Source organism: Arthrobacter ulcerisalmonis (genome assembly GCF_900609065.1).
Taxonomy (GTDB): Bacteria; Actinomycetota; Actinomycetes; order Actinomycetales; family Micrococcaceae; genus Arthrobacter; species Arthrobacter ulcerisalmonis.
The window spans coordinates 12,259-28,943 of sequence record NZ_UXAU01000037.1 but is presented as its reverse complement, the minus strand read 5'-3'; the positions used below and the strand labels follow the sequence as shown (position 1 = coordinate 28,943).

The 16,685-nt window shown below is 64.5% G+C and carries 15 protein-coding genes; 3 read left to right on the top strand and 12 right to left on the bottom strand.

Annotation, left to right across the window (positions count from 1 at the left end):
- Window positions 1-20: 20 nt before the first annotated feature.
- The 9 genes from PSET11_RS12415 to PSET11_RS12375 all read right to left on the bottom strand — a co-directional run bounded on the left by PSET11_RS12415 (window position 21) and on the right by PSET11_RS12375 (window position 10,545).
- Window positions 21-1,352: a M50 family metallopeptidase gene (locus tag PSET11_RS12415; protein ID WP_124092637.1), complete on the bottom strand. Its 1,332-nt coding sequence runs from the start codon at window positions 1,350-1,352 to the stop codon at window positions 21-23.
- A gap of 17 nt (window positions 1,353-1,369) precedes the next feature.
- Window positions 1,370-2,554, bottom strand: coding sequence for a 1-deoxy-D-xylulose-5-phosphate reductoisomerase (dxr, locus tag PSET11_RS12410; protein WP_124092636.1), 1,185 nt, complete (start codon window positions 2,552-2,554; stop codon window positions 1,370-1,372).
- Window positions 2,555-2,617: 63 nt separating this feature from the next.
- Window positions 2,618-3,457: an HpcH/HpaI aldolase/citrate lyase family protein gene (locus PSET11_RS12405; protein ID WP_124092635.1), complete on the bottom strand. Its 840-nt coding sequence runs from the start codon at window positions 3,455-3,457 to the stop codon at window positions 2,618-2,620.
- Window positions 3,458-3,471: 14 nt separating this feature from the next.
- Complete coding sequence (locus tag PSET11_RS12400) at window positions 3,472-4,026, bottom strand: MaoC family dehydratase (RefSeq protein WP_124092634.1); 555 nt, start codon at window positions 4,024-4,026, stop codon at window positions 3,472-3,474.
- A complete protein-coding gene (locus PSET11_RS12395) occupies window positions 4,023-4,766 on the bottom strand; it encodes a CoA transferase subunit B (protein WP_124092633.1) in 744 nt (247 codons plus the stop codon). The genes PSET11_RS12400 and PSET11_RS12395 overlap by 4 nt, the downstream gene beginning before the upstream one ends.
- A gap of 2 nt (window positions 4,767-4,768) precedes the next feature.
- A complete protein-coding gene (locus PSET11_RS12390; RefSeq protein WP_124092632.1) occupies window positions 4,769-5,530 on the bottom strand; it encodes a CoA transferase subunit A in 762 nt (253 codons plus the stop codon).
- 34 nt (window positions 5,531-5,564) lie between these two features.
- Window positions 5,565-6,728, bottom strand: coding sequence for an acyl-CoA dehydrogenase family protein (locus tag PSET11_RS12385; RefSeq protein ID WP_124092631.1), 1,164 nt, complete (start codon window positions 6,726-6,728; stop codon window positions 5,565-5,567).
- Window positions 6,725-8,932 (bottom strand): acetyl/propionyl/methylcrotonyl-CoA carboxylase subunit alpha, encoded by a 2,208-nt coding sequence (locus PSET11_RS12380; RefSeq protein ID WP_124092630.1) that lies wholly within the window; start codon window positions 8,930-8,932, stop codon window positions 6,725-6,727. The genes PSET11_RS12385 and PSET11_RS12380 overlap by 4 nt, the downstream gene beginning before the upstream one ends.
- Before the next feature lie 5 nt (window positions 8,933-8,937).
- Window positions 8,938-10,545, bottom strand: a complete 1,608-nt coding sequence (locus PSET11_RS12375; RefSeq protein ID WP_124092726.1) for a carboxyl transferase domain-containing protein — start codon at window positions 10,543-10,545, stop codon at window positions 8,938-8,940.
- A 146-nt stretch (window positions 10,546-10,691) separates the two neighbouring features.
- Here PSET11_RS12375 and PSET11_RS12370 point away from each other — a divergent pair, with 146 nt between their 5' ends.
- Window positions 10,692-11,408 (top strand): SACE_7040 family transcriptional regulator, encoded by a 717-nt coding sequence (locus tag PSET11_RS12370; protein ID WP_238989141.1) that lies wholly within the window; start codon window positions 10,692-10,694, stop codon window positions 11,406-11,408.
- 24 nt (window positions 11,409-11,432) lie between these two features.
- Here the strand turns inward: PSET11_RS12370 and PSET11_RS12365 are convergent, their stop codons facing one another.
- From PSET11_RS12365 to pdhA, 3 genes are read right to left on the bottom strand one after another with little or no spacing between them, the layout of a single operon-like run.
- Window positions 11,433-12,767 (bottom strand): dihydrolipoamide acetyltransferase family protein, encoded by a 1,335-nt coding sequence (locus PSET11_RS12365; protein WP_124092629.1) that lies wholly within the window; start codon window positions 12,765-12,767, stop codon window positions 11,433-11,435.
- 8 nt (window positions 12,768-12,775) lie between these two features.
- A complete protein-coding gene (locus PSET11_RS12360; protein ID WP_124092628.1) occupies window positions 12,776-13,786 on the bottom strand; it encodes an alpha-ketoacid dehydrogenase subunit beta in 1,011 nt (336 codons plus the stop codon).
- Window positions 13,783-14,955, bottom strand: a complete 1,173-nt coding sequence (gene pdhA / locus PSET11_RS12355) for a pyruvate dehydrogenase (acetyl-transferring) E1 component subunit alpha (RefSeq protein WP_124092627.1) — start codon at window positions 14,953-14,955, stop codon at window positions 13,783-13,785. The genes PSET11_RS12360 and pdhA overlap by 4 nt, the downstream gene beginning before the upstream one ends.
- A 193-nt stretch (window positions 14,956-15,148) precedes the next feature.
- Here pdhA and PSET11_RS12350 point away from each other — a divergent pair, with 193 nt between their 5' ends.
- Both PSET11_RS12350 and PSET11_RS16920 read left to right on the top strand, forming a co-directional pair.
- The gene (locus tag PSET11_RS12350; protein WP_124092626.1) at window positions 15,149-15,622 is read left to right on the top strand and encodes an Lrp/AsnC family transcriptional regulator; all 474 of its coding nucleotides are present in this window, start codon (window positions 15,149-15,151) and stop codon (window positions 15,620-15,622) included.
- 95 nt (window positions 15,623-15,717) lie between these two features.
- Window positions 15,718-16,575: a hypothetical protein gene (locus PSET11_RS16920; protein ID WP_238989140.1), complete on the top strand. Its 858-nt coding sequence runs from the start codon at window positions 15,718-15,720 to the stop codon at window positions 16,573-16,575.
- The last annotated feature ends 110 nt before the right edge of the window (window positions 16,576-16,685 follow it).

Genomic DNA, 16,685 nt, shown 5'->3' with positions numbered 1-16,685 from the left:
TTTGACTGATTAAACGAGGTCTAGCCGAAGAGGTTGACCGGTTTGACGATGTCTGCATAGATCAGCAGCGCGCTCATGCCCATCAACAGCACAGCTACCACGTAGGTCAGCGGCAACAGTTTTGCGATGTCGAAGGCACCAGGGTCTGGTCGGTGGAACAACTTTGCCACCCGCCGCCGAGCACCTTCATACAGCGCGCCCGCCACATGGCCGCCATCGAGCGGCAGCAGCGGCACCAGGTTGAAAACACCCAGGGCAAAGTTCAGGCCGGCCAGGATGCCGATCAGAGTGGCAACCCTGGATTCCACCGGGATCTCCTCCATAGCGGCGACTTCACCGGCCACACGCCCCACACCCACCACACTGATGGGGCCGTTGGGGTCTCGCGGCTCCGCACTGAAGGCAGCCTTGGCCACGCCCACCACGCGGGCGGGCAGGTTCAGGATCACGCCAGCCACCTGGCGGATGTTCTCGCCCGCCATGGGCAGAACGGTCGACGCCGGTTGCGGTACCAACGCCGTCTGCGCACCAATGCCGAGGAATCCCACGTCCTGGTACTGGAGGGTGCCTGAGCTGTCCGTCGCCTGCCGCCCATCGGTGCCCACGATGGGCCTCGACGAGAGCACGGGGGTCACGGTGGTGTCCACCACGGCGCCATTTCGTTCTACGGTGATGGGTACTTCGCGGCCAGCCGAGGCGCGAATTTTCTCCGTGAACTCGTTCCAGTTGGTCACGGGTTGACCGTCGAAGGACATGACCTTGTCGTTGGGCAGCAGTCCCGCAGCCGCAGCCGGTGTCAGTTGGCAATTCGACGAATTAGGATCGACAGTTTCACCGGCCGCTACCTGGCACTTGGACACATCCGAGATGGTGGTGGTGGCTTGGGCCGTGCCGAACCCCATCAGCAATACAGCGGTCAGCACGATTCCGAGGATGAAGTTCATGGCCGGCCCACCCAGCATGATGATGATTTTCTTCCATACCGGCAAGCGGTAGAAAACACGATCTTTGTCTTCTGGACCGACTTCCTCGTGCGCCACGGATCGGGCTTCGGTGGCGAGGGTCTGGAACATTCCGGTGCTGGAGGGCCTGACGGAACCGTCCTCCTTGTTGGGCGGATACATCCCGATCATGGAGACGTAACCGCCCAAGGGAATCGCCTTGACGCCGTATTCGGTCTCGCCTTTACGGCGCGACCAAAGCGTGGGACCAAAGCCGATCATGTATCTGGTGACGCGGACCTTGAACAGCTTGGCGGGCAGCAGGTGGCCCACTTCGTGCAGCGCAATCGACGCGGCAATGCCAAGCGCCACGACAACAACGCCGAGGATAAAAAGTAGAACGGGGGTCATGGGGTGATGCCGCTTCCTTAGAGACTGCGAAGAGCTAAACGATCCTGGGCGCGCGCTCGTGCCCAGGATTCAGCATCCAGTACCGACTCCACCGTCAGCCCGGAGGAACCTGAGTGTTCGCTGAGGACTGCCTCGACCGTGTCCACGATATCCGTGAACCTGATTTTGCCGGCATGGAAGGCCGTGACCGCTTCTTCGTTGGCAGCGTTGAAGACCGCGGGAAAGGTGCTGCCCTGCTTCGCTGCGTCCTTGGCAATGCCGACGGCGGGAAACGCCGCAACGTCCAACGGCTCAAAGGTCCAGGTGGCGGCCTTGGTCCAATCACACGGGTGCGCTGCCTTGGGGACCCGATCAGGCCAGCCCAGACCGAGGGCGATCGGGAGGCGCATGTCCGGCGGGGAGGCCTGGGCGATGATGGAGCCGTCAACGAACTGGACCATCGAGTGGACCACCGATTGTGGGTGGACCACTACGTCGATCCGGTCCAGTGGAACGTCGAAGAGCAGGTGGGCCTCAATGACTTCGAGGCCCTTGTTGACCAGCGTGGCGGAGTTGGTGGTCACCATGACGCCCATGTCCCAGGTGGGATGCGCCAGGGCTTGCCGTGGGGTGACGGTGTGCAGCTCCTCCCGGCTCTGGCCGCGGAACGGACCACCGGAGGCCGTGAGGATGAGTTTCTCCACCTCACCAGCGGTTCCGGCGCGCAGGCACTGTGCAATTGCCGAGTGTTCGGAGTCAACCGGCACGATTTGGCCTGCCCTGGCCGCAGCTTTAACCAGCGCGCCGCCAACAATAAGGGACTCCTTGTTGGCCAGTGCCAAGGTGGCGCCAGATCGCAATGCCGCCAGCGTTGGGGCGAGGCCGATGGAACCGGTGATTCCGTTGAGCACGACGTCTGCCGGGATGCCAGCAATGATCGTGGCCGCGTCGGGACCAGCAAATATTTCCGGCCGGTACTCGGGCTTTTGGGCGGCCGCGGCGAACTCACCGATCAGCGCGGCGAGCTGCGCCGCGTCGCCGCTGGCAATTCCTACCGCCGCCGCACCCGTATGGACGGCCTGCTTCGCCAGGAGTTCCAACTGTCCTCCGCCGGCGCTGAGCGCCACGACTTCGAAGAGGTGTGGGGCGCCGTCGACGACGTCAATCGCCTGGGTGCCAATGGAACCTGTGGAGCCAAGAATGACGATTCTGCGTGCCTGCATGACTCAAGTATCCCGCACCCGGTGCCGCCTGCTGACACGCCTGCAAGCCCCCACGTGCCGGGCTCAGCGGCGCTGGCCAGCCCGGCGAAGGGTGGCTGCCGCGTGTTTCAGGATGGGTTCATCGATCATCTGCCCCTGGTAGGCGAAAACGCCTGATCCTGCGGCTGCTGCAGCTGCCAGCAGTTCTTCAGCAGCGGCTACGTCAGCGTCTGTTGGCGCATAGGCGGCCCGGACGACTGCCGCCTGGCTCGGATGAATGCAGGCCTTGGAGCTGAATCCGGACGCCACGGCATCGGCACTCTCTTCGGCCAGGCCGGTGAGGTCGGAAATGTTGACGTAGACAGAGTCCACCGCCTGTTTCCCGTAGGCCCGGGCGGCGAGGAGGACGGCGGACCGTGCGTGTAACGCCACCGCCCGGTAGCGGCCGTCGTCAGTTCTGCTGGCGGTGCCGCCCAAGCTGGCGAGCAGATCCTCGGCACCCCACATCATGGCCACCACATTCGGCGCGGCGGCGATGGCCGGGGCGTTCACCACGCCAAGGGCCGTCTCGCACAGGGCAATCACCCGGTAGTCGGCGAGCGCGCTGAGCTGTTCTGCGGTCTCAGTTTTGGCGAGCATCACCGTTCGGTACGGCGTATGTGCCAGGCAGTGCAGGTCTTTGGCGAACGCCGCGCTGCCCACGGGATTGATCCGGATGATGGTCCGGCTTGGATCGAGTTCAGGGCTTCCCCCTGCGGTTCCCACCTGCGCCAGGATGGCACCCCTGGCCCGCTGCTTGTCTGCCGGCGCTACGGCATCTTCCAGGTCCAAGATGACGGCATCAGCCCGGCTGGCGGCCTTTTGGTACCGTTCGGGCCGGTCAGCGGGACAGAAGAGCAGGGCGGGACCCATGGAGAACGTCATAGCGGTATTCTTCCCTACCCTTCAGGGTCTTGTTGCGCCCGCTCAGCACCCTGGGCAGGCATGGCTTGGGCCTGCATGGCCTGGGCGTGCGCGTCCCGGGTCCACATCAGCGCGCTTCGGGTGGCCAGCGCCACCACTACCCCGTCCTGGTTCCGCCCCGTATGGGCCATGGTGACGATTCCCTGACCCGGCCGCGAACTGGACAGGCGCTTGGCGGTGATCACCGTCTCCGTGTACAGCGTGTCGCCGTGGAACAGCGGCTGCGGGAAAGATACGTCGGTGAGGCCCAACTGGGCAATGATGGTTCCCTGCGTCAGCTGGGTGACTGACTGACCCACCAGGGTTGCCAGGGTCAGCATCGAGTTCACCAGCCGTTGGCCAAACGGTTGGTTGGCGCTCCAGGCCGCGTCGAGGTGCAGGGCCTGGGTGTTCATGGTCAACGTGGTGAATAGGACGTTGTCTGCCTCGGTCAGGGTGCGGCCTGGTCGGTGCGCGTACACCACGCCGTCTTCCAGTTCATCGAAGTACAGGCCACGCTGTTCGATCACTCTGGGTCCATCGGCGCTCATACTGTCAGCTCCTGGTCTTCTTCGAAGAGCTCTGCGCCAGTGGCCGCCACCACGTCCTCTAGGGTGACGTTGGGGGCGAGCTCGCGCAGGACCAGCCTGGAGCCGGTCCCAGCACGCACCACGTCGATGACCGCAAGATCGGTAATGATCCTGTCAACGCAGCCTTTGCCGGTCAGCGGCAGCGAACAGTCCTGGACGATCTTGGGGTTCCCGAGCCTGTCCACGTGTTCCATCATCACGATCACGGTTTTGGCGCCGAACACCAGGTCCATGGCACCGCCCATGCCCTTGACCATTTTGCCGGGGATCATCCAGTTAGCCAGGTCACCATTGGCGGCCACTTCCATGGCGCCGAGGACAGCGACGTCCACGTGTCCGCCGCGGATCATGCCAAACGACATTGCCGAGTCGAAGAACGCCGCTCCCCGGTTGACGGTCACTGTTTCCTTGCCCGCGTTGATCAGGTCCGGGTCGACGGCGTCCTCGGCTGGGTAAGGGCCCACCCCCAAGATGCCGTTCTCTGAATGCAAGACCACTTCCACCCCTGCCGGGATGTAGTTGGGAATCAGCGTGGGCATGCCAATTCCCAGGTTCACGTATTGGCCGTTGCGGAGCTCGCGGGCCACCCGGGCGGCCAGGTCGTTGCGCGACCAGCCTTTGTGGTGATCAGCGGTGGCGCCCGAGCGGTACTCGTGCCGGACGGCTTCTGGCCGCGGCGGTTCGTTGCTGGCGGATTCCATGGCTATGCTCCTGCCTGCAGCGCCACTGTGCGCTTCTCTATTCGTTTGACGGCGTCCGGCACCAGGACAACCCGTTGGACAAAGATCCCCGGCACGTGGACGTGTTCGGGGTCGAGTTCGCCTGGTTCCACGAGTTCCTCCACCTCAGCGATGGTGATCCGGCCGGCCATGGCGCACAGCGGGTTGAAGTTCATGGCCGCCGCGTGGAAGACGAGGTTGCCGTGGCGATCGCCCTTCCACGCATGGACCAGGCCGAAATCGGGGGTGAGTGACTCCTCGAGGACGTAGTCCACACCGCCGAACTGCCGCACTTCCTTGGCGGCTGAGGCAACAGCAATGCCACCGTCGGCGTCGTACTTTTGCGGCAGGCCGCCGTCGGACACCTGAGTGCCAACGCCGGCCTTGGTGTAGAAGGCCGGGATGCCAGCGCCGCCGGCACGTAGCTTTTCGGCGAGGGTGCCTTGCGGGGTGAGGATTACCTCCAGTTCACCGGCCAGGTACTGACGCGCGAACTCTTTGTTTTCGCCCACATAAGAGCTGATGGTCCGGCGAATCCTGCCGTCGCGCAACAGCAGGCCAAGTCCCCAGTCGTCCACCCCGCAGTTGTTGCTGACGGTTTCCAGATCGGTACTGCCGGCGTGGTGGAGGGCGTCGATGAGGGCCACCGGGATCCCGCACAGCCCGAATCCGCCCACCGCCAATGACGCTCCGTTGGGGATATCCGCCACAGCGTCTGCCGCGTTGGCAACAACCTTGTCAATCATCGTTGATCCTTTCAGGCCTGATACAAACCGGAAGCTAAAGCCCCAGTTCGCGGGCAATCAGCATCAGCTGGACTTCCGTGGTGCCCTCCCCCACTTCCAGGATCTTGGAGTCGCGGTAATGGCGAGCCACGGTGAACTCGTTGATGAAGCCATAGCCGCCGAATACCTGGGTGGCATCCCGCGCGTTGTCCATGGCTGCCTCGCCTGCGACCATCTTAGCGATGGCCGCCTGGGTCTTGAACGGCTTGCCGGCAAGCATCCGCGCGGCAGCGTCGTAGTACGCCAGGCGGGCTGTGTGGGCGCGGGCCTCCATCCGGGCAATCTTGAACGCCACCGCCTGGTGTTTGCCGATGGTGGTCCCAAAGGCGCTGCGTTCCTTGGCGTATTTCACGGACAGGTCAACGCACCCTTGGGCTGCGCCCGTGGCCAGCGCCGCGATGGCGATCCTGCCCTCGTCGAGGATGGAGAGGAAGTTGGCGTAGCCGCGCCCCTCCTGGCCAAGCAGGTTCGCTTCGGGAACCCGAACATCCCGGAGGGAGAGCGGATGGGTGTCCGAGGCGTTCCAGCCCACCTTGTTGTACGCTTTCTCAGCCTTAAAGCCCGGGGTGTTGGTGGGGATCAAGAACGTGGAAATCTCTTTCTTGGTGCTGCCGTCTTCACGTTGGTGCTGGTTGGTCACGGCGGTAACGGTGACGAGCTTGGTGATGTCGGTGCCAGAGTTGGTGATGAATTCCTTGGCACCGTTGATCACCCAGTCCCCGCCGTCCCGCTTGGCGGTGGTCTTGGTGCCGCCAGCGTCAGAGCCAGCCTCAGGTTCGGTGAGACCAAAACCGGCGAGCGCCGTTCCTGCGGCCAACATGGGCAGCCATTCCTCTTTCTGCGCCGCGGTACCAAACCGATAGACCGGCATGGCCCCCAGCGAGACGCCGGCTTCCAAGGTAATGGCCACTGATTGGTCCACCCTGCCCAGTTGCTCCAACGCGAGCGCCAACGCAAAGTAGTCCCCGCCCATGCCACCGAATTCCTCCGGGAAGGGCAATCCGAAGAGACCCATCTCGGCCATTTGTTTGACAACCTCGTAAGGGAAGCTGTGTTCTTCGTCGTGCTTTGCAGACACCGGAGCCACCACGGAGTCTGCGAAGTCACGGACGGTGTCGCTCAGGTCCTGGTATTCGTCGGTGAGTTCGAAACCGGTCATGGCCGGGCTCCTTCTGTTGGGGAAAGCTCGGGGCTGGCGGGTGCGGAATCTGCAGGCAGGTTTACGGCCGGGTCTGGATGGATACTTGCAAGGATCTGGTCAGCCTTGACCAGGTCGCCCGTCCGCGCGGTCACGTGCACAGTCCCTGCGAACGGGGCCACGAGTTGGTGCTCCATTTTCATGGCCTCGACGGACACCAGCACCTGGCCGGCTGCCACGGTGTCGCCGTGCTGCACCGGGACGGACACCACAGTCCCGGTCATGGGCGAACGCACGTCCGGGTCTGCCGCGCCTGCGTCCCGTTGGATGGCATCCCGGACCCGGCTCAGTCTGGCTTCACGCGTCAACTTCTCGAGCCGGCAGGCCCAGCCGTGATCGCCCAGGAAGATCTGCAGGGGAACGTCCGACGCCGGCGGGCTGGAGTGAGCTGGCGAGGTTTCGGGCCAGACCGTGGCGAAGGAGTAAGTGGTGGCTACTCCTTCCAGCGTCACCACCGCCTGCGCCCCGGAAATCCGCAGCGAGGCAGCCACGGCTGGACCGCCGTCGATCGCTATCAGGCCCTCTACTGTCTGGGCGTTCGGCGTTGGAGCCGTTACGTCGACCGCGGCCGTCCCGCCGGTGGGCAGTGCAAAGGTAAACCGGCGTGGCGGGGCTGCTCCAAGCCGCCAGTTATCGCGGTGCGTCCAGGGTCCGGCAGCGGCGGGGGCAGCCGCTGCCGCTCCGGCCTCGGCGGCGAGCGCGATCAGTGCTGCCGCCGCCGTCTCGCTTGGCCCCACAGCGCGGAACGCCAAGTCGGGGAGCTTACGCTCAATCAGCCCCGTGTCCAGGTGACCGGCCTGGACGTCTGGGTCTGCAACGAGGAGGCGCAGGTACTCAACGTTGGTGTCGACGCCCAACGCCACGTACCCGGCGAGCGCCGTGTCCAGCGCGGCCAGGGCGGCCGGACGGTCTGTACCCCAGGCGATGACCTTGGCCAGCATGGGATCGTAATTGGCTGAAAGCTCCAATCCAGGCAGCAGGGCAGAGTCGACCCGGACCCGGTCCGCTGAGCCGGGAGTGGAAATGGGTTCCGCCAGCACGCGGACAGTTCCCGTGACGGGCAGGAAGTTTTTCTGTGGAAGCTCTGCATAGACGCGGGCCTCCACAGCGTGCCCGGACAGGTGGACGTCGCTTTGCTGAACCGTCAGCGGTTCTCCGGCGGCAATACGGATCTGCCACTCAACCAGGTCAATCCCGGTCACCATCTCCGTGACAGGATGTTCCACCTGCAACCGGGTGTTCATCTCCATGAAGAAAAACTCGCCAGGCGCTGCGTCGGAAACCAGGAACTCGACCGTCCCGGCGCCGCTATACGCCACGCTGCGGGCGGCATTACAGGCGGCTTCCCCGAGCTGAGCACGGAGTGCCGCACCGTCAGCCAGTCCGCTGAGCAGGGGCGACGGTGCTTCTTCGATGACTTTTTGGTGCCGGCGTTGCAGGGAGCATTCACGTTCGCCAAGGTGGATGACGTTTCCGTGGTTGTCCGCGAGGACCTGGACTTCGATGTGGCGCGGCGTTTGAACCAAACGTTCCAGGAACAAGGTGTCGTCACCAAACGCACTGGATGCGACCCGGCGGGCGGTGGCCAGGGCGGCTGGCAGGTCAGCGGCGGCAGCTACAGCTTCCATGCCTTTGCCCCCGCCACCTGCGGAAGGTTTGATCAGCAGGGGGAAGCCCACGCTGTCCGCAGCAGCGACAAGGTCGGCGTCGGTCATCCCCGGCTCGGCCACGCCCGGCACAGTCGGCACGCCGTAACCGGCGACCTGGTGCTTGGAGCGGATCTTGTCGCCCATGATGTTGAGGGCATCCACGCCAGGGCCAATGAAGACGATTCCCGCGGACTCGAGCGCCCGAGCAAACTCCACGTTCTCGCTGAGGAAGCCGTAACCGGGATGGACAGCATCGGCACCCGAGAGCCGGCAGGCCGCCAGCACGGCATCGATGTTGAGGTAGCTCTCGGCGGCAGGGGCCGGGCCGATGCGCACGGCAGCGTCAGCTTCGCGGACATGCCGAGCGCCGGCGTCGGCATCGCTGTAGATCGCCACCGAATGGATGCCCAGGCTTTTGAGCGTACGGATCACCCGGCAGGCAATTTCGCCGCGGTTGGCCACCAGGACCGTACCGAAGAGGCGCTGCCCGTTGGACGTGGTCTGTGCTTGGTTCATGGTGCTCACATCCGGAAGAGGCCGAAGGACGTCTCCGGCAGTGGGGTGCGGGAAACGACGTCGAGGGCGAGCCCCACAATGGTGCGGGTGTCCGCGGGATCAATGACGCCGTCGTCCCAGAGTCGGGCAGTTGAGTAGTAGGGGCTCCCCTGGTCCTCATACTGTTGCCGGATGGGGGCCTTGAAGGCTTCTTCCTCCGCGGCTGGCCAGTCCTCGCCGGCGGCCTGGAACTGGTCACGTTTGACGGTGGCCAGGACGCTGGCCGCCTGGTTCCCGCCCATGACGGAGATGCGGGCCGCGGGCCACATCCAGAGGAACCGGGGTGAGTAGGCGCGTCCGCACATGGAGTAGTTTCCTGCGCCGAAGGAGCCACCGATTACCACTGTCAGTTTGGGGACCCTGGCCGTGGCAACGGCGGTGACCATTTTGGCGCCATTCTTGGCGATCCCGCCTTGCTCGGCGTCTTTGCCCACCATGAAGCCGGAGATGTTCTGCAGGAAAAGCAGTGCGATGCCGCGCTGGTCACATAGTTCGATGAAGTGCGCGCCCTTCAACGACGACTCGCTGAAAAGCACCCCGTTGTTGGCGACGATTCCCACCTGGTGGCCGTGGATGCGGGCGAAGCCGGTGACCAGGGTGGTGCCATAGTCGCGCTTGAACTCATGGAAGCTGCTGCCGTCCACGAGCCGGGCGATCACTTCTCGAACGTCATAGGCGGCGTTCACGTCTGTGGGTACCGCGCCGTAGAGCTGGCCGGGGTCCACGGCGGGATCGACGACGGCGCTCACCGGCCACACCGGGTCCGCGGCACTGGGGAGCGTGGCAACAATGTCGCGCAGGATCTGCAGGGCATGCTGGTCATTGTCGGCGAGGTGGTCGGTGACACCGGAGATCTTGGCGTGGACGTCGCCGCCGCCGAGGTCCTCGGCGCTCACTTCCTCCCCAATGGCAGCCTTCACCAGCGGTGGGCCGCCGAGGAAGATCGTGCCTTGGTTGCGGACGATCACCGTCTCGTCGCTCATGGCCGGGACGTAGGCGCCGCCGGCGGTGCATGAACCGAGGACAGCAGCCAACTGCGGGATTTTCGCGGCAGACATCCGCGCCTGGTTGTAGAAGATGCGGCCAAAGTGGTCCCGGTCCGGAAACACCTCATCCTGCTTGGGCAGAAAGGCGCCGCCCGAATCTACGAGATAGATGCAGGGCAACCTGTTTTCCAGGGCAATTTCCTGGGCCCGCAGGTGCTTTTTCACCGTGAGCGGGAAGTACGTTCCGCCCTTGACCGTAGCGTCGTTGGAGATCACCAGGACCTGGCGGCCGTGGACCAATCCGATGCCTGCAATAACTCCTGCTCCGGGAGCTTCGCCGTCATACATACCGTCAGCCGCCAGCGGAGCGATCTCAAGGAACGGACTGCCGTCATCGAGTAACTGATCGATACGCTCGCGCGGCAGCAATTTCCCGCGGGCCGTGTGCCGAGCCCGGGATTTCGCGGGCCCACCCAAGGCAGCCGCAGCCAAGCGGTCCCGCAACTCGGCCACAAGTTTGAGCTGGCCCTCTTCGTTCGCAACGAAAGCATCACTGCCAGGGTCCACCCGACTGGCCAAAGTCTCCATCGCCGCGTCCATTTCCGTAGGCGAACCGAACCCGCAACAGCAGACTCGGTTAGTGATCAGTAACTGAAATTCAGGTTAGTCTGGATTAACTGTGATGTCCAACACAGGCTGGGCGTTGGTAGAATCTCCGGGTCCGAGGAGGAAAAGTGAGCAGCAATCCCATCCCGCCGCGCATGCGAACCGGCGTCGACTACCTGGCCGTGAGCGGCCCAGCTGTTGTTCGAGCGCAGCCAACCGAACACCATCAACCCACCGACGTCACGCCACCGCCCACCCGGACCCAACGACGTGATGCCAAAGAGGCGCGGCGCCAGTCACTGCTGGCTGCAGCAGCATCGCAATTCGCAGCGCGCGGGTTCGGCGGCGTGTCCCTTGAGGAGCTGGGGGCGGCGGCTGGTGTCAGCGGCCCGGCTGTGTACCGGCACTTCCCCGGCAAGCAAGCTGTCCTAGCCGCACTCCTTGTCAGCGTGAGTGAGGAACTCCTGGCCGGCGGACAGCAGGTAGCCGCGCACAACTCCACGCCGCTCACGGCCTTGCAGCAACTGGTGAGCTTCCATGTGGACTTCGCCTTGAGCAACCCGGACGTCATCCGGGTCCAGGACCGCGACCTCACCAACCTTGCCGAGCCAGACCAATCAGCCGTTCGCGCCCTGCAACGCAGCTACGTCCACGTGTGGGTAGAAATCCTGGCCCAGCTCCACCCGACTGCAGACCCGGCCGAGCTCCGGCTCCGAGCTCACGCCACCTTCGGGCTGATCAACTCCACGCCACACTCCGTTCGCAGCCTCGGCCGCAAAGTCCCCATGAAAACGGCCCGTCCCCTGCTCGAAGCAATGGCCCAGGCCGCCCTCACGGCACCGTAACGTCACCCCTCGGCGGGGTAACGACTAGACCATGGTGATCACGGAGCTGGGGTCCGCCAGGATCGCTCCAACATCAGCCAGGAACCGGGCGCCCTGCTCACCGTCGACCAGACGGTGATCGAACGACAAACTCAAGGTCATCACCTGGCGCAGCGCCACCTCGCCGCGGTACTCCCAGGGCGTGGACCGGACAGCGCCGAGCGCCAAAATCGCAGCTTCACCCGGGTTCAGAATGGGCGTGCCGGCGTCGATCCCAAAGACGCCAACGTTGGTGATCGAGATGGTCCCCCCAGACAAATCAGCCGGACTCGTCTTACCCGCCCGCGCCGTCTCTGCCAAGGCGGCGAGCGCGGTGGCGAGTTCGGCCAGGGTCAGGGCGTCAGCGTCCTTGAGGTTTGGCACCAGCAACCCTCGCGGCGTGGCGGCCGCGATCCCCAGGTTGACGTAGTTGTACGTGGCGATCTCCTGGTTGACCTCGTCCCACGAGGAGTTCAGCGACGGATTCCGCCGCAGCGCCAGCAAAACTGCCTTGGCGGCCAGGGTGAGCGGCGTCAGTCGGAGTTCGGCGAAGTCGCGCCGGGTCCGCAACCGGGTGAGCAACTCCATGCTGGGCGTCACGTCCACGGTGAGGAATTCGGTCACGTGCGGTGCGGTGAAGGCACTGGCCACCATGGCCGCTGCCGTGAACTTGCGCACCCCCTTGATGGGCGTCCGCGTTTCACGGTTCCCCGCCGCCGTCGCCGGAGCTGATGCGACGACGCCGGACGTCGCCTTCTCGAAACCTTCAACGTCAGCGCGGGTGATGAGGCCCTGCGGACCCGTGCCTGTTACCTGGGCCAGGTCGACGTGCAGATCCTTGGCGAGCTTCCGGACCGGCGGCGTGGAGCGTGGCCGCTCCGGAAGCTCGGAGCTTCGAGGAGCCGCGGCAGCGACCGTGGGCGCAGCAGCCTCAGGCACGACGACGGCGGCAGCCCCGGCGCCCGAATCCGAACCAACGGCGGGCACACCGTCAGCCGCCAAGACACCTGCCGCTCGCAGCCGCCGTGCCGGCCGGCCGGAACTTTCGACGACGGCGCCGTACCCCACGAGGTTCGGCTCGCGCTTCGGTGCCGCCCCCACGTCAGGCACCTCGAACGAGACGATCGGCTTGCCCACCTCCACCACCGTGCCGGGTTCCTCATGGAGCGCAGCGATGACGCCGTCGAAGGGTGACGGCAACTCCACCACCGCCTTGGCGGTTTCCACCTCGGCGATGACCTGGTTGAGCTTGACGGTATCCCCTACCTGGACCTTCCAGCTGAGGATCTCCGATTCGGTGAGCCCCTCCCCCAGGTCCGGTAGCCGAAATTCTTTGATCATGGTGGCGCTCATCCTTCCAACCCGCTGAGGGAGTTAGGCCGTCCGAGGGCGCGGTCCACGCCGTCGAGAATGCGGTCCAGACTGGGCAGGTGGTGCATCTCCACCTTCGAGTAGGGGTAGGGGATGTCGAAACCGGTGACGCGGACCGGCGCCGCTTCCAGGTAGTTGAAGCACCGTTCGGTGATGCTGGCGGCAATCTCGGCGCCGAGTCCACCCGATTGCCCGGCTTCGTGGGTGACCACCAGCCGCCCGGTCTTACGCACGGACGCCACTACCGGCGCGTAGTCGATGGGTGCAAGGGAGCGCAGGTCGATGACTTCGACGCCGATCTGCTCGTCGGCCGCAGCTGCAGCGGCGTCCAACGCGGTCTTGACCATGGGGCCGTAAGCCACCAGCGTGACGTCGGCGCCCTGCGTGAGGACCCGCGCCTGCCCCATGGGCAGGGCTGAGCTGAGCGCCGAGGCGTCGTCCACTTCGCCCTTGTCGTGGTAGCGGCGTTTGGGCTCGAAGAAGAGGACCGGATCGTCGCTGACAATTGCCTGTTGGATCACCGAGTAGGCGTCCTGCGGGTTGGCGACGCTCACCACACGCAGGCCAGAGGTGTGGGTGAAGTACGCCTCGGGCGATTCTGAGTGATGTTCCGGGGAGCCAATACCGCCGCCGAAGGGAACCCGGATGGTGATGGGCATTTTCACGGCACCGCGCGTGCGGTAGTGCAGTTTGGCCACCTGGCTGACAATCTGGTCAAACGCCGGGTAGATGAAGCCATCGAATTGGATTTCGACGACGGGCCGGTAGCCACGGTAGGCGAGCCCGACGGCGGTGCCCACAATGGCCGACTCGGCCAGCGGGGTGTCCAACACGCGGTGGGTGCCGAAGTCCTTCTGCAGTCCGTCCGTTACCCGGAAGACACCGCCCAGGGCGCCGATGTCCTCACCCATCAAGATGACTTTGGGATCGCTCTCGAGGGACTTCCGGAGGCCGGTGTTGATGGCACGGGCCAAGGTCATGGTGGTCATCGGCGTGCACCTTCCGTGGCGGCAGCAGCGGCTGGCTCATCGAACATGGCCAGATACCTCGAGTAGTGGTCCGCCTGGCGCTCCAGGGCCGAGTTCGGGGCGGTGTAGACGTTGTCAAAGACAGCCATGGCTTGCGGCTCCGGCATGGTGGTGCAGCCGTGGCGCATCTCGCGTGCCACGGCGTCGGACTTCTGTTGGACTTGCTCCTGCAGTGCGCTGGTCAACAGGCCCTTCCGGTCGAGCAGGGCGGCAACCCTGCTGATGGGATCCTTTGCCGCCCAGTCTTCGAGTTCGTTGGCGTCGCGGTATCGGGTGGGATCGTCGGCCGTGGTGTGCGGCCCCATCCGGTAGCTGACTGCTTCGATAAACGTAGGCCCGCCACCTCGCCGGGCGCGGTCCAGGGCCAGCCGGGTCACGGCCATCACCGCCAGGACATCGTTGCCGTCGACCCGGAGGCTGGGGATGCCGAACCCGTCGGCCCGGTCGGCCAAGTGGATGTGTGACTGCAGCCGGACTGGCTCGGAGATGGCCCAATGATTGTTGGTGCAGAAGAAGACCATGGGGATCTGGAAGCTTGCGGCGAAAACCATTGCCTCGTTGACATCGCCTTCGCTGGTGGCGCCGTCGCCGAAGTAGGCCACGGAGGCAGCATCTGCGCCGTCAAACTGGATTCCCATGGCGTAGCCGGCGGCGTGGAGGGTCTGCGCCCCGATGATGATCTGTGGTGTGGCCATGTTGATGGCGTAGGGGTCCCAGCCGGACGACGCGTTGCCGCGCCACACCCGGACCAGGTCCGTCAGGTCAACGCCGCGGCAGTACGCCACACCGTTCTCGCGGTAGCTGGAGAAGACAAAATCTTCCTGCCGGAGGGACCTGCCTGAACCGATCTGGGCGGCCTCTTGTCCCAGGAGCGGCGGCCAGAGAGCCAACTCGCCCTGCCGTTGCAACGCCGTTGCCTCAACATCGATGCGGCGAATGACACTCATGTCCTCATACAGCGCGGCAAGCTGGTCGTCAGTGACGTCATTGACCCAGACATCGAATTCCGGGTGACTGACCCGCTCACCGCCGGGGGTGATCAGTTGGATCAGCCCTGGAGTCGCTTCCTGGGCGTTTCCAGCTGTATTTCCGGCTTGTCTTCCGCCGTGGCCCGCTTCGTCTGTAGACACGATAGCCCGCAACCCTTTCACGTCGTTGACCTGCAGCTACGGAGCTTGTGGCCCCGCCCACCGCTGGCCGCCCGGGCATCATCGACCCAGATACTGTGACCCTACTCACAAGTGGCATGGGGTACAACCAGTGCTGCTTTCATTGAACAATGTGCACTGTTTGGACGTCCTGGACCGTGCTATCCTTCGCATTATGCGAGCTTTGGATGGCACGGACACCCGACTGCTATCTGCGCTGGCGCAGGACCCGCGGCGGACAGTGGTGGCGTTGGCTCAAAAGCTGGGGCTCTCCCGGAATACGGTGCAGGCCCGGATGGCTCACCTGGAGAAGGGCCATGTGTTCCTCTCCTTTGAGCGCAGGATCAATCCGGTGGCGTTGGGGTACCCCCTGATGGCCTTCATTTCTGTGCATGTGCAGCAGCAGAAACTGGGGAAATTGGCTGGCGAGCTGGCCGATATCCCGGAAATCCTTGAAGGGTTCGGCCTCACCGGATCCGCAGATCTCCTGCTCCGCGTGGTGGCGTTGGACGCTGAGGATTTGTTCCGGATCAACGGGAAGATCCTGGGCTGCGAGGGCGTGGACCGGACAGATACCGCCTTGGCCATGGGCGAACTCATCCCCTTTCGCGTCCAGCCGCTCCTCGACCGAGGCTCCGAACAGGCCTAGGATCGGCACAAGTTATAGGCTGGGTGGCAGATATTGGGGTCAGCCACCACGACTCCGCCACTCGGTGCCCGCACCATGTTTGGAAAGGCTCCACCTTGAGCTCTCCGCAGGAACCCCACCAGCCGGATCCCTCCACCCCAGGCGCCGGCCAACCCGCCGTTCCACCGCCGCCGCTTGCACCGCCTACCGTTCCGGCAGAGCCACAGGCAGCGTACGACGCCGGTACTCCCGGCGCGCAGGCCCCTCACGATGCAGGGCAACTACCTCAGCCGCCTTACGGAGCAGGCCAACCGCAGTTCGGTGCCGGCCAGCCACACGACGGTGCGGGACAACCACAGTACGGCGCCGGCCAACCGCAAGGCGGACCGAGCCAACCGCAGTTCGGTGCCGGCCAGCCACACGACGGTGCGGGACAACCACAGTACGGCGGGGCGCCCCACAATGCGTACGCGACCCCGAACGCTCAGAACCCCTACGCGCAGGCACCCGAAACGCCTTTTGGGCTCCCCGGTGGGCCGCCGGCCAAGAGCCGCAAGAAACTGTGGATCATCCTCTCGGCAGTGGGTGCCGTCCTGGCTCTGGTGCTCGTTGGGGTTCTCGTGCTGGTGAACATCGTGGGTGACGCCACCAGCCAAGCCAAATCCCAGGCGGATGATTTCACCAAGCTGGTCATCGCCGGCGAAAGTTCCAAGGCGTACGACGACTTCCTGGACCCGGCCCTGCAGAAACAGATCTCCAAGGAATCCTTCGTTGAAGGGGTGGCCAGCCTGGACATGGACGACACCTGCAAACAGTCTTACAACTCCGTCAACGTGGCGAACGAGAACGACTCCAAATCAGCGGACTTCGCCGGGGTCATCACCTGTGACGGCAAGACGATTGACCTGGGTTACCGCTTCGAGGGAACCGACCAGTTGAAGATCACCGAAATCAAGCTCCGCCCGGCCAGCTGAGCAGTTCAACAAACAGGAGAGCCGCGGGCCACCCCAAGATTTGAGGTTGGGGGGGGGGGGTCGTTTTTAGTATTTGTTGTGTGGGGGTGGTGGGGGGGCGAGGAAGCGCC

Excerpts from the sequence above, each read along its gene's own strand:
- PSET11_RS12415 (WP_124092637.1), bottom strand. The coding sequence starts at position 1,352 with ATGACCCCCGTTCTACTTTTTATCCTCGGCGTTGTTGTCGTGGCGCTT.
- dxr (WP_124092636.1), bottom strand. The coding sequence starts at position 2,554 with ATGCAGGCACGCAGAATCGTCATTCTTGGCTCCACAGGTTCCATTGGC.
- PSET11_RS12405 (WP_124092635.1), bottom strand. The coding sequence starts at position 3,457 with ATGACGTTCTCCATGGGTCCCGCCCTGCTCTTCTGTCCCGCTGACCGG.
- PSET11_RS12400 (WP_124092634.1), bottom strand. The coding sequence starts at position 4,026 with ATGAGCGCCGATGGACCCAGAGTGATCGAACAGCGTGGCCTGTACTTC.
- PSET11_RS12395 (WP_124092633.1), bottom strand. The coding sequence starts at position 4,766 with ATGGAATCCGCCAGCAACGAACCGCCGCGGCCAGAAGCCGTCCGGCAC.
- PSET11_RS12390 (WP_124092632.1), bottom strand. The coding sequence starts at position 5,530 with ATGATTGACAAGGTTGTTGCCAACGCGGCAGACGCTGTGGCGGATATC.
- PSET11_RS12385 (WP_124092631.1), bottom strand. The coding sequence starts at position 6,728 with ATGACCGGTTTCGAACTCACCGACGAATACCAGGACCTGAGCGACACC.
- PSET11_RS12380 (WP_124092630.1), bottom strand. The coding sequence starts at position 8,932 with ATGAACCAAGCACAGACCACGTCCAACGGGCAGCGCCTCTTCGGTACG.
- PSET11_RS12375 (WP_124092726.1), bottom strand. The coding sequence starts at position 10,545 with ATGGAGACTTTGGCCAGTCGGGTGGACCCTGGCAGTGATGCTTTCGTT.
- PSET11_RS12365 (WP_124092629.1), bottom strand. The coding sequence starts at position 12,767 with ATGATCAAAGAATTTCGGCTACCGGACCTGGGGGAGGGGCTCACCGAA.
- PSET11_RS12360 (WP_124092628.1), bottom strand. The coding sequence starts at position 13,786 with ATGACCACCATGACCTTGGCCCGTGCCATCAACACCGGCCTCCGGAAG.
- PSET11_RS12350 (WP_124092626.1), top strand. The coding sequence starts at position 15,149 with ATGCGAGCTTTGGATGGCACGGACACCCGACTGCTATCTGCGCTGGCG.